The sequence below is a fragment of the Pseudomonas sp. IT-P171 genome (genome assembly GCF_949767765.1).
Classification (GTDB): domain Bacteria; phylum Pseudomonadota; class Gammaproteobacteria; order Pseudomonadales; family Pseudomonadaceae; genus Aquipseudomonas; species Aquipseudomonas fluorescens_B.
Map to the genome: position 1 here is coordinate 219,673 of NZ_CATKQN010000044.1, position 11,238 is coordinate 230,910.

Consider the following 11,238-nt stretch of genomic DNA (forward strand, 5'->3'; position numbering starts at 1 on the left):
CGCAAACGTTTGCGTAGACCGAACTATGCGAACCCTGTGGTCATTTGTCAACGACCGAAAAGTACAGTTTGTGCTTCAGGTAACAAAACCGGTTATGCCGTAGTGCTGATCACTCCGCCCGCGCTGGAGCCCTTGACCAGTTCCTTGACCAGATTACCCGTGACTTCCGACAGTGCCCCGCTGGTGTTGGCAATTTGCCCCTGAATCGACATGACAACCGCCGCTTTAGCTTCCGGCGTCGGATAAGGCGCCACTTGAGCCGCCGCCAATTGTTGCTGCTGTTCGCGCAGTTGCTGCTGCAGCTCTTGCATACGCTTGAGCAACATCTTCACCACGACGCTTTGGTCGCTGCCGCTTTCACTGTCGGTTTTCGTTTCGTTCTCCGCGCCACCACCGATCCATACCTTGGTAGCGCCGTCCTCTTCCTCGGTACCCAACACCAATGTCGAAGCCTCGGAAGTTGATTCGCTCAGGGTGTTGATCACAGCGGTGGACTTGCCACCAATAATGATTGCGCCTGCATTGGGAAAGCCGATCGAAAACGACATGTGAACTCCTGAAAAATAATCCTTCAGAGAAACATCGACCTGTGCGCAGGTTTCTTTAGCAATGATTTGCCATCTTGCAAGGCGACTTGATCAACAGCAGACGTAGCCCTTTTCGGAGAGCCGAACGCAAATAACAAACATATTCGGAAAACCGGACAACAGGACGCTTAAACAATGATCAACTAAATGTGAATAATTCATATGAATCATTAGGTTAAAGCTATTTTTCATTTCCAGGTATGACTGGTACAGATCCTGCTCCCTCTCATTCACCCCAGACGTTCAGATCTGTCCGGGGCGCATCTAGATGAACCTGCATCCGCACTGTCTCACAACTAGAGAGAAAAATAATGACATCTGCTTTCAAGACTTTCGTTCCGGGCGCTTTGGCCCTCCTGCTGCTCCTTCCGACCGCCCTTCAGGCAAAAGAAGCCGAAACCCAACAAAAACTGGCGAACGTGGTGATCCTCGCCACCGGCGGCACCATTGCCGGCGCAGGCGCCAGCGCCGCCAACAGCGCGACGTATCAAGCGGCGAAAGTCGGCATCGAACAATTGATCGCCGGCGTTCCGGAACTGAGCCAGCTGGCTAACGTTCGCGGTGAACAGGTCATGCAGATTGCGTCAGAAAGCATCACCAACGACAACCTGCTGCAACTGGGCCGCCGTGTGGCCGAACTGGCCGACAGCAAAGACGTCGATGGCATCGTCATTACCCACGGCACCGACACCCTGGAAGAGACCGCCTACTTCCTGAACCTGGTCGAAAAAACCGACAAGCCGATCATCGTCGTGGGCTCCATGCGCCCGGGCACCGCGATGTCCGCCGACGGCATGCTGAACCTGTATAACGCCGTCGCTGTAGCCAGCAGTAAAGACGCTCGTGGCAAAGGCGTGCTGGTGACCATGAACGATGAAATCCAGTCAGGTCGTGACGTCAGCAAGATGATCAACATCAAGACCGAGGCGTTTAAAAGTGCCTGGGGTCCACTCGGCATGGTGGTCGAAGGCAAATCCTACTGGTTCCGCCTGCCAGCCAAGCGCCACACCATGGATTCGGAATTCGACATCAAGAACATCAAAAGTCTGCCTGACGTCGAAATCGCCTATTCCTACGGCAACGTGAGTGACACTGCCTACAAAGCGCTGGCTCAGTCCGGCGCCAAAGCCATCATCCACGCCGGCACCGGTAATGGATCGGTGTCTTCGCGGGTCGTTCCAACCTTGCAGGCCCTGCGCAAGGACGGCGTGCAGATCATTCGGTCCTCCCACGTCAACGCTGGCGGTTTCGTACTGCGTAACGCTGAACAACCTGACGACAAGTACGACTGGGTCGTTGCGCATGACTTGAATCCACAGAAAGCACGCATCCTGGCCATGGTCGCACTGACCAAGACCAATGACAGCAAAGAGCTGCAGCGGATGTTCTGGGAATACTGATTCACCCTCGCCCGACCGGTCCCGGTCGGGCGCCTGTTGCCACTCGCCATCCCCGGCGAGTGGTTTCTTATCCGATAAAAAAATTCGCCTCTTCCTACACCAAACGGAAAAAACCGCTGTCAGAGGATTTTCTTGAATTTTAAGCAGTTGCGAAATTGCCTACAGTTAAATACTGTATGCACGTACAGCTTAATAAGGATAATTCCGTGGCCACCACCCCTGCCTCTCCTGACGCCTATGAACGCATGGGCATGCGCGTCCAGAAAATCATCAATTCCCCCACCGCTCAAAAAGCCAAAGCTGCGCTGATCTTTCGTCTTCCGGACGAGCCCGTGGATCAGTGGGAACAGTTGCTCGAAGAAATCGACGAGAACGACAACGTCACCCTCGCCTACCGCGACGATGGCGGTGTGCAGATTTTCTGGGTTGTGCCGAAGGAAGATTGAGTCAATGAGTGTCCGTTGTTTTGCTTTGCTGTTTCTGCTCTTCGCGATAGGTGCCCAGGCTGACGCTCCGCGCACCTTCAGCGAAGCCAAGAAAGTCGCCTGGAAGTTGTATGCGCCGCAATCCACCGAGTTCTACTGCGGGTGCAAGTACACCGGCAACAAGGTGAACCTCTCCGCCTGTGGTTATGTGCCGCGCAAAAATGCCAAGCGTGCTGCTCGCATCGAATGGGAGCACATCGTCCCTGCCTGGCAGATCGGTCACCAGCGTCAGTGCTGGCAGGAAGGCGGACGCAAGAACTGCACGCGCTACGACCCGACCTATCAGAAAGCCGAGGCCGACTTGCACAATCTGGTGCCGAGCATCGGCGAAGTAAACGGCGATCGCAGCAACTTCAGTTTTGGCTGGCTGCCTGAGCAATCCGGGCAATATGGCTCGTGCCTGACCCAGGTTGATTTCAAGGCAAAGAAGGTCATGCCTCGCCCTTCCATTCGCGGCATGATCGCCCGGACTTACTTCTACATGAGCAAGCAGTACGGCTTGCGCCTGTCAAAACAGGATCGGCAACTGTACGAGGCCTGGAACAAAACCTATCCGGTGCAAGCCTGGGAACGGCAACGCAATCAAAGTGTGGCGTGCGTGATGGGACGTGGTAACGAGTTTGTCGGGCCGGTTGACTTGAAAGCGTGCGGTTGAACGCTGACTGAACGCAAAAAAGGCCTTGGGTTGAATGCCCAAGGCCTTTTTTGTTTTTAACCGCCCTCGCTTTACCAGGGTGGTCAATCGCCGTTACTGAGTCACCGGACGCTCGATGACCAGCAATTCGATGTTCTGTTTTTTCGCCCGGGTCAGCGCCGCGCGAACCTCCGCCTGCTTGGCTTCAGCTTCGGCTTTCGAATTGTATGGGCCCATCAGGATGCGGGTCTTGCCATTTTCCTTGACCACGCTGGCAACAAAACTGTGCTCGATCAGCCAGCCGCTAAGATCGCTGACCGCCTGGGTTATTTCACCTCGTACTTCCAGATCCCACTGGGGTGCGGCGGCCACCACTGGGGCGGCAGTCGCCGCTGGCTGCGGTTTTTGCGCCTCTACGCTCTTGCCTTCACCACATCCCGCCAACGCCAGTACTGCGATTACCAAGGCCATTTTGCGCACAACGCTTCCCTCTGAATGCTGAAAGCAGGGATTTTAACATTCATGAATACTTCCCGAGTGCCGCAAAATGGGCTCAAAACAACGAGAATGATGGATGCGGCCTCTGTATAGTTACGCCTTGGGAATTAATGCAGCATCTGCGCGTCAGAAAGAGGCACCCAAACCGTGAGACTTCGCACTAATCTATACATACCACCGACCTCTGCACTGTCCGAATCAGGTGCCCTATAAAGCAATCAAGGAGAAGACCATGCTGATACTCACCCGCAAAGTCGGTGAAAGCATAAACATTGGCGATGACATTACGATCACCATTCTGGGCGTAAGCGGCCAGCAAGTCAGAATCGGCATCAACGCCCCGAAAGACGTTGCGGTGCACCGCGAAGAAATTTATCAGCGCATTCAGGCCGGCCTGACCGCCCCGGACAAGCCACAACCCTGAATCCTGCTGCAGTCAGTAGCCAGCCCGTTCGCCCCAGAACCACGGCTGGCTAAGATTCAAGCGTCGCTATCACCACCGCAGCCACCCGGAACGTGAAGCCGATACTAGCGGCATGTCTCACGTCATGGCTGTCGGACGTTTCGGATAAATCCTGGGGAAGTGCGCAACCGCACTCGACTAACCAAACGTCACACCCCGCGCCATGCCGGTAGCCGCCACGACCATCAACAGAACCAGCAGCGCTTCGATGTGACTGATCCGTGCAAACAGCGCTGCACGGCCGGTATTGATGGCCGCCCCCCTCGCCTGTGCCATCCGCCATTTGATCAGCGTCACCATCGGCGCAACTTCAAGCAGCAGAATGAGGACGAAAAGCGTCATTTTGAGGTGGAACAGCGGCTGGTGAAGATAGTAGTCCGCGCCCTTTTCGTACCCGGCAAAGGCGCGCATCCCACCGGTGACCAACAGGAGGACTGCAGAAATCCCCCACAGGTTATCCGCGATCAATACGCTGCGCGCTTCCCCCACGCCTGTAGCCAGGCGCCGAAAGGCCGTACCGCGAGACAGGACTGCCCAGAAACCCAGGGCAAACGCCAAGAGATGGATCGCAGCAAGAAACCAGTGCACAAGCATCGATATACTCCCTCAGGCCAACGTTCGGATTGGCCTGAAGTAGTAGCCCAAAAAACATCGCATTGCCCGCTTCAAGCATCTGCGACAGAGGCTGCCTGCGCTATCCGGCACGTCATGGAGTGCCGGCCCGGCAGTGAATGATGATGGATGAGTTCACCCGCTTCGCGACCTGAATTCTTAATAACGGAAAAGCAATCGCGGTAGCTTAAAGAGCTCGCTGGTGCGAACTATCCGCTTGAAAGCAGCTGACTTGCGACGCTGGGTGACAATCACTCGGCCAATTTCGAAGCCAAACTCGGCTGCATCTTCACGGGATACAAAAAGCATCGAAGGCGCTTCACTGGCCCCTCTGACTTCTTTTCCGTCGAACCAAATCGAAATTTTTGTCGTGTGATGCGTTTGCAGATTTTCTGGTTCGTCTGGATTTGTTTTGATGGGGCCGACTGTAGCAACAAGGATCTCGTAACCTGAGTAAGTCTCTTGCTTCGTAACGATTGAAGTCCCTGTTGTCATTACTGCCGTCCATTGCCTGTAAAAGATTGGGCGCTACGATACCCGTAAATCTCAGCAATGCCAAATTGCCATCACCTCAGAATCGCATCCGGTTGCGCAGGATGATATCTCGGCGATTGCCTTGAGGTGATGAACTGCAGATGGGCGCTGATCGGCGTTTTGAGCGGGGGGTGTTGCAAACGTTCTGCATGAAATTCGAAGCAACAAAAAAGGGCCCACCTTTCGGTGAGCCCTTCTAGACCGCCCAGCAGAGCGGATTTTGTTTGGTAGGCGCGATTGGACTCGAACCAACGACCCCCACCATGTCAAGGTGACCCCGAAACAGATGCAAGCAATTGATATATAAGGAAAAACAGGTGTTCTATCGAAGGTGCAAATCCGGCACATCCACCTATAAGAATCAATAACTTAGCGTTGTATATTCCTACAGTAGTACCCCTTTCCCCGGCGTTCTTCCGACCGCACACCACCCAAAACTCTACAGTTCGTCGCCTCACCGTCGCCCGATTCTTGCGCCTCGATTACTGTATATCCGAACAGTATCGAAAAGGCATGACCGTGGACCACCTCGACATAGAAGACACCAGCGACTGGCTTGGCTGCCCGACCGAGCTTGAGACCTGTCGTTACTTCCTGCGCATCACCGAGAACGAGGTGCAGGAACTGACCCTGCAACTGCGCAAAGCCCGCGAAGACATCTTCGGCCTGGTGCAAATGCATGCCGATGTCACCAAAGAATGCGGGGCGCTGCGTGCCGAACTGTTGAAGGCCAAGGCCGACCTCTCAGATTCAAACCGTAGAGCCACCGATATTGAGACGAAAAGCAACTGGGAGCTGATGGCCAATAGCAGGCACATCAGTGAACTCACCCTCAGGATTCGCGAACTCACCGGCGAAAAACCGTTCGACAGCCCTTTCCCCCATCAGCGAGACACCTCCCTCACGTAGGCCTGGCATGCGGCTAGCGCTATCAGTCCTTGGTCGCCGGCGTCGGTGATTCCGATAATTCGTTGAGCATGCGCTGGGTCAAGTCGGGCGCGCGCTCCTCCATGAACCACGCCGACGGCTTCGGTACCGGCAGGCACTGAACAGACACCGGCTGGATCCTCGGCAATGAGGACTGACAGCCGCAGATCAGAAGTGGCAAGGCGATCGCGCAGGCGAGCCTGGTTGACTTGAGCATCAGTTAGTTCCTTGTGATGTGCATGGTCGCTGGCCGACAGGCGCTGCTCGAGCACCAGACGCTTGTCCTGATCGGCGCGCAACTGGGCGGCGGCGGCGTTGCTGATGGCGGCCAGGTCGTCTTGGTGCAGTTCTGCCTGCTCGGCGAGTTGCTTCCCGTAGCGCCAGTCCTGGACCTTCCAGGCGGCGCCGGCAGTGGCCAGAACCAGCAGTAGGATGCCGGCCAACTTCCCCACCGCGGGACTCATGGCACGTCCTTGAAAAAGACGTGTCCGCCGAGCTTCAGCGTCTGCTTGGCCTTCGCGGCCCAGGCTGGTGGTGTTTTCATAGCGATCGCGTAATAGTGCGTGGCGCCGCCGATTGGATCGAGCACCTTACCGTCGATCACCTGATCACCCGCAAGCCGCGCCTGAGCCAGCTCGCGGAACGGGATCTGCTTCGCGCCTGACAGGTAGGCGAAGTTCGGGTCAGTCTTGTTCCAGCAACTGAACTGGTACTTGGCTTGGCACACGCCGGCATAGCCTTCTCCCCACCATGACTTGTCCTTGCCGTCATTCACGCGGTTGCGGATCGTCCAAGCCACGGCGATCTGGCCGGCCAAGCTTTCACCACGAGCCTCGCCCCACAGCGTGCGCGCGAGGATGTCGCGGTCCTGATCCGATACAGTCATCACTTTTCTCCAGGCGAAAAAAAACCCCGACATAGTCGAGGCATTAATTGAAGTTACTAGCTATGACTTAGGCCTTTTCTTGGGCTCCGACTGCCATACCTGATGTAGATATTTTGTCGCTGACTCTATATCCAAGATCTCTACAAGGCTCCTCAAGGTGAATGAATGACCTTACAGACAAGAACCACAAAGAGATCGCGAGGAAAACGGCAGGTATAATCGGAGAAACCCACTCGATATTTCTCGAATAAAAATGATCAGCTATCAATATCAGCGGCATATGTACAAGGTATGTAGAAAAAGAAACCTTGCCGGCGGCTGATAACCTGTCCCGAATAAGCCCGTTGCCAACTAGCATGCCTTGGCCTGGTAGAGCCATAAGAAACAAAGCGGCACACATTACTACAACAAAGATGTAGCCCTTTACCGAGTAGTGGGAGTTCACATAGGTCAGAGCAGCCACAACAGCGACGGATAAAGCAAGACCAGATCGCCCAGCCAGCGTCTTATATGCAAAGCTAGTTACCGAGTCTTTATAGAAAAATATTAAAACACCAATAAGCATTGGCTGGATTCTGAAGACGCCCCATAGAGGCCACTCATTGAATCCAACAATGAAAAGTAGAACAATAAAAAAGACTATTGCTGCTACCGCAACTCTAATCTTCGCAACGATTACGAGAAGTGGAAGCAACGCATAAAACCACTCCTCCAGCGAAAGTGTCCAGTAGTACCCAAAAATACCGCACTCACCAACCTTCACACAATGAAAGTATAAGTACAGGTGCGCAACTTGAAGAATTGCTGCAATTGCATGATGTAGGTTGTCGTACGGATTTCCGAGAAGTGGAATCATGAACGAGAGTGCGGTCCATGCAATTACCCATACGACACCTGGAATGACCGTCCTGAACCATCGCCGGGCGAAGAACACACTGAGCGACCTGCGGGCCGAAATCTTTCTGTTTGCAAACGATCTTGAAAGAGACTCGCTTACCAAAAAACCACTTATCACAAAAAACAGATCAACTCCGCATCCGCCATTAAAATTGACAAGTATTGTCTTCAACCAATCCGGAATGAAACTAACAGATCCAACATGGTAGGAAACCACTAATAAAATGGCTATACCGCGAAGAGCGCTGATATCTTCGTTTTGTTTAACGACCTGCATATTCCATCCGTGATGCTTTAAATTCGACCATCCATTTTATAGCAAAACAGCACCAAGCACACTAATTTTATTAGTTGGCATGGATTGCATAGCTCTTCCTTGAGCTTAGAATTACTAAGTTCCTGAAGGGTACTCTGGCGCAATAGGAAGCAAAGATTCAGGATCAGACATACCAGAAGAAACTATATTTCGCAAAGCCTTCCGATACGCAATCCAATCTTGTGGAACTGGAATTGCCGATTCATAGCAGCGAAGAATTGCTTTATCCGATTCAGAAAGAGCAATTGTCGCTTGCTGTTTTATTTCAGCATGCGGATCACCTGCCGGGATCTCTGGCATTGAATCCGAGTAAACCTCATCGCTGTTAATATCTGCTTCTGAGTCAATAGCACGCCATCCAAGCCCATCTTTACGGATTGCGAAACTCATAAGTTATCCTCCCAGCCGACGCACTGCAGAGCAGCTGTTGTGTTGTTGCTTGCGTAGTATATGTTGGTTGACTCAAGCATAAAGTTCGCTTTCGATGAACTGTCATATGCGGCGGCAACACCTAGCGCCAATTGAGGCGGATTCGCCGCGCTGTTAAAGGCGCCATGAGCATTGTTGGGTGCGGCAATGGCATTCCCAGAGCTTGTAGTCGGAGCATGAATTGACATCACCAAATCAATACTCGCGGCTGTCGGCGGTACTACAGCAGCAGTTGAAACGGCAAGCCATGTTGGAGTGCTGATGTTGCCTTGCGATCCCGATGAGATCACGGGACAACCAACAACGTTTGACCCAGCAGCCACCTTATACGAGCTTTTTCGGCCGATCTGAATCCAGGAAAGCGGGTACTTGTTTGCGGTACCGTCGGTCCGGATCCAGCCTGTCCGCGCCCTATGGGTGTAACCACTTGGCAGCGTTGGCGCTGTCGCTGATAGCGAGATCAATCCGGACACGGTAGTTCCATTCCAGATGATCCAAGTCGAGTACCAGGTCGAAGCAGCGAGCGAGCCGGTGTCCAGTCCGTTCGCGCCCGACGCAGCACTGTTGATGGCTACAGCAACCCCACGCAACGTCGCATACAGGTTCGCAGAACTTGCAACAACGATTTCATCTGCAGATACCGAGATACTTGCGTTAAGTCCGGTGGTGGACCCTTGAAGTTTTTTGAACGCTCCCTGAACAGTAGGGGCGCCTGCCACCATAGCCTTAACCGCTTTGAGGACTTGGTCTTGCGTGCCCTTAACTGGCGGAATGCCGCCTGCTGTCAGAACGCTCATCAGTTCTTCCTGCACATCATTCAACCAGTCATCAGTAACGACCGTTGCCTGAACGCCGCCAACCGGGTCGCCCTCGGTGAACTTGTTATCAACCGTGGCTCCAGCCCCGTCAATTCTGTGCATGCGTCAATCTCCGTAGGCGAAGAGCGCTATCGTGTGCGCTGGCTTCAATTGATTTATTTTGCATTCGAGCGTGTCGTTACCCCACGTGCGTAGCTGCTCACCAGCGGCGGAAAGGCCTGCTCGAAATTCTGTGACGCTCACCTCTGGCGCTCTGATCAACCAGGTATGAACCCATGGGCCGTTAGTCAATGCATCCCCAGCCACTGATATCCCGGCTCTGAACGGCCTGTACACTTCGATCGTCACCGTGTACCCAAGGGATGCAGCGAGCTCAATGAAGTACTCAGCTGACTGGCCGCCAGTGCTTGTGAGCTTTGTCAGTAATGCGCTTCGCCGCCCCTGCAACGTTTCCTCGAGGACGCCTGAGCATTTGTCAGGCAGTCCCGCCACTCGCTCCCAGTCAGGTAGCAACTCGGCAGATGTGGATGGGTTTGCCTCTTGCGGCAGCATGCTTGCTCGTCCATCGACACGCGCGAGCTCAATCGACATCCCATCAAGAAGTTCGTGTAGCGTGGTGCCGTGGTCGCGGGGAAAGGCCTGGCCAGGTGGAAGCAGCGCTTTCAGCTGCTCCCTGTATTCAGCAGCTGTTGGCATTGCGCCTCCTAAAAGCTGGAGAAAGTGAGGGTGCCCAGGATTGCCATGTGGCCAGTGGCGTGCGTCACATCCGCAGTTGGTGTGATTACCTGGTTGTTGTCCTCGCCGGCGGCCAGCGATACGGCTTCACGCAGACGGCTGATCAGAATTGGCCCGCCAGGCGCAGAGTCACGGTCGATCAAGTCCGCCAGTTCGGCGCGGACTGCGTTTTGAACAATAGTGGTGTTCGGCGTGAGCTTGATGGTCATGTCCAGCGGATCGGCGATTGGCGCCGCGACGAAGACTTCTGCTGTCACCGGAGCGCGTGCATTTATGTACGCCTGGACCTCGGCCACCTTTGCCGGGGAAGGGATGATGGTCACATCCTCATCGCACACGAACAGCACAGTGACAGTGCCCGCCCCCATTTGAAGCGGGTAAACCCAGACCCGTGTCACACCTGCAACCTCAAGCGCCCATTGTTCATAGTCGAAAGCCGCGCCGCCGTGTGGAGGCTGTTGAATCCTGGCCAGAAGTCGAGCCAGCAGTCTTTCATCTGACTCGACGTCAACGCCGCCCTCGATCTTAGTGGCCGTAGTGCCAGTGGATTGAACTCCGGCGATTGGAGACAGCAGAAAAATAGGCAGTCCAGAGTCGAAGTTACCAGCCTCCCCCGCCTCGATCGCCAGGATGGGAACGATCAACGGTCCGCCGCCGAACACGGCATCGCCTAGCACCTTGTACTGGACGCCGTCTTGGCGCTGGACAATCGTACCGTCAAGGATGGCGGCACCAGCAGTTCCGGAAAGTGCGTACTGTCCGGAAGCAAAGCCAGCGGTCTTTCGTATTACCTTCCAGATCGCAGCCCAACGCTCCAGATATTCTTTCTCGGCGGTGTCGATAATCGACTGCTTGGCAATCCAATCGAGATAGCCGTAAAGCATGTGCACGGCGCCGGCCTCGGACTGGCCGAGAACCCCGAGCAGGGATCGACGCAGCACCGCACTGTCAACACCGGTCACCCGGCTGCTGATGTCGGTTATTACCCGGTTGATCAGCTCGGTCAATGTGGGTCGA

Annotated in this window: 16 protein-coding genes; 5 read left to right on the forward strand and 11 right to left on the reverse strand. The window is 54.5% G+C overall.

The annotated features are described in order from the left end of the window. Window positions 1–92 precede the first annotated feature (92 nt). A complete protein-coding gene (locus ACM6I5_RS20960; RefSeq protein ID WP_414884596.1) occupies window positions 93–548 on the reverse strand; it encodes a hypothetical protein in 456 nt (151 codons plus the stop codon). 350 nt (window positions 549–898) lie between these two features. Here ACM6I5_RS20960 and ACM6I5_RS20965 point away from each other — a divergent pair, with 350 nt between their 5' ends. The 3 genes from ACM6I5_RS20965 to ACM6I5_RS20975 all read left to right on the forward strand — a co-directional run bounded on the left by ACM6I5_RS20965 (window position 899) and on the right by ACM6I5_RS20975 (window position 3,127). Continuing rightward, entirely contained in the window at window positions 899–1,987 is a 1,089-nt protein-coding gene (locus tag ACM6I5_RS20965) for an asparaginase (RefSeq protein WP_414884597.1), read from the forward strand. Window positions 1,988–2,163: 176 nt separating this feature from the next. After that, on the forward strand, window positions 2,164–2,433 hold the full coding sequence (locus tag ACM6I5_RS20970) for a DUF1654 domain-containing protein (RefSeq protein WP_414884598.1): 270 nt from the start codon (window positions 2,164–2,166) through the stop codon (window positions 2,431–2,433). 4 nt (window positions 2,434–2,437) lie between these two features. Further along, a complete protein-coding gene (locus ACM6I5_RS20975; protein WP_414884599.1) occupies window positions 2,438–3,127 on the forward strand; it encodes an endonuclease in 690 nt (229 codons plus the stop codon). Window positions 3,128–3,220: 93 nt separating this feature from the next. Here the strand turns inward: ACM6I5_RS20975 and ACM6I5_RS20980 are convergent, their stop codons facing one another. Further along, complete coding sequence (locus tag ACM6I5_RS20980) at window positions 3,221–3,586, reverse strand: SPOR domain-containing protein (protein WP_414878722.1); 366 nt, start codon at window positions 3,584–3,586, stop codon at window positions 3,221–3,223. A 250-nt stretch (window positions 3,587–3,836) separates the two neighbouring features. Here ACM6I5_RS20980 and csrA point away from each other — a divergent pair, with 250 nt between their 5' ends. Next, window positions 3,837–4,028, forward strand: a complete 192-nt coding sequence (csrA, locus tag ACM6I5_RS20985) for a carbon storage regulator CsrA (RefSeq protein ID WP_017337657.1) — start codon at window positions 3,837–3,839, stop codon at window positions 4,026–4,028. A 177-nt stretch (window positions 4,029–4,205) separates the two neighbouring features. Here the strand turns inward: csrA and ACM6I5_RS20990 are convergent, their stop codons facing one another. Both ACM6I5_RS20990 and ACM6I5_RS20995 read right to left on the reverse strand, forming a co-directional pair. Beyond that, on the reverse strand, window positions 4,206–4,661 hold the full coding sequence (locus ACM6I5_RS20990) for a DUF2214 family protein (protein WP_414884600.1): 456 nt from the start codon (window positions 4,659–4,661) through the stop codon (window positions 4,206–4,208). A gap of 177 nt (window positions 4,662–4,838) precedes the next feature. Beyond that, entirely contained in the window at window positions 4,839–5,174 is a 336-nt protein-coding gene (locus ACM6I5_RS20995) for a hypothetical protein (RefSeq protein ID WP_414884601.1), read from the reverse strand. 552 nt (window positions 5,175–5,726) lie between these two features. Here ACM6I5_RS20995 and ACM6I5_RS21000 point away from each other — a divergent pair. Then, on the forward strand, window positions 5,727–6,122 hold the full coding sequence (locus ACM6I5_RS21000) for a hypothetical protein (protein ID WP_414884602.1): 396 nt from the start codon (window positions 5,727–5,729) through the stop codon (window positions 6,120–6,122). On the opposite strand, the gene ACM6I5_RS21005 is transcribed toward ACM6I5_RS21000, so the two are convergent. The 7 genes from ACM6I5_RS21005 to ACM6I5_RS21035 all read right to left on the reverse strand — a co-directional run bounded on the left by ACM6I5_RS21005 (window position 6,098) and on the right by ACM6I5_RS21035 (window position 11,228). Further along, a complete protein-coding gene (locus ACM6I5_RS21005; protein WP_414884603.1) occupies window positions 6,098–6,604 on the reverse strand; it encodes a lysis system i-spanin subunit Rz in 507 nt (168 codons plus the stop codon). The genes ACM6I5_RS21000 and ACM6I5_RS21005 overlap by 25 nt on opposite strands. Further along, entirely contained in the window at window positions 6,601–7,026 is a 426-nt protein-coding gene (locus ACM6I5_RS21010; RefSeq protein WP_414884604.1) for a cell wall hydrolase, read from the reverse strand. Before ACM6I5_RS21010 ends, ACM6I5_RS21005 begins: the two co-directional genes overlap by 4 nt. A gap of 67 nt (window positions 7,027–7,093) precedes the next feature. Next, entirely contained in the window at window positions 7,094–8,200 is a 1,107-nt protein-coding gene (locus ACM6I5_RS21015; protein ID WP_414884605.1) for an acyltransferase family protein, read from the reverse strand. 114 nt (window positions 8,201–8,314) lie between these two features. Next, window positions 8,315–8,629, reverse strand: coding sequence for a hypothetical protein (locus ACM6I5_RS21020; RefSeq protein WP_414884606.1), 315 nt, complete (start codon window positions 8,627–8,629; stop codon window positions 8,315–8,317). Then, window positions 8,626–9,588 carry a hypothetical protein gene (locus ACM6I5_RS21025; protein ID WP_414884607.1) on the reverse strand — a complete coding sequence of 321 codons (963 nt, stop codon included), beginning with the start codon at window positions 9,586–9,588 and terminating at the stop codon, window positions 8,626–8,628. Before ACM6I5_RS21025 ends, ACM6I5_RS21020 begins: the two co-directional genes overlap by 4 nt. A 3-nt stretch (window positions 9,589–9,591) precedes the next feature. Beyond that, on the reverse strand, window positions 9,592–10,182 hold the full coding sequence (locus ACM6I5_RS21030; protein WP_414884608.1) for a YmfQ family protein: 591 nt from the start codon (window positions 10,180–10,182) through the stop codon (window positions 9,592–9,594). Between the two features lie 8 nt (window positions 10,183–10,190). Continuing rightward, the gene (locus ACM6I5_RS21035; protein ID WP_414884609.1) at window positions 10,191–11,228 is read right to left on the reverse strand and encodes a baseplate J/gp47 family protein; all 1,038 of its coding nucleotides are present in this window, start codon (window positions 11,226–11,228) and stop codon (window positions 10,191–10,193) included. Between the last annotated feature and the right edge of the window lie 10 nt (window positions 11,229–11,238).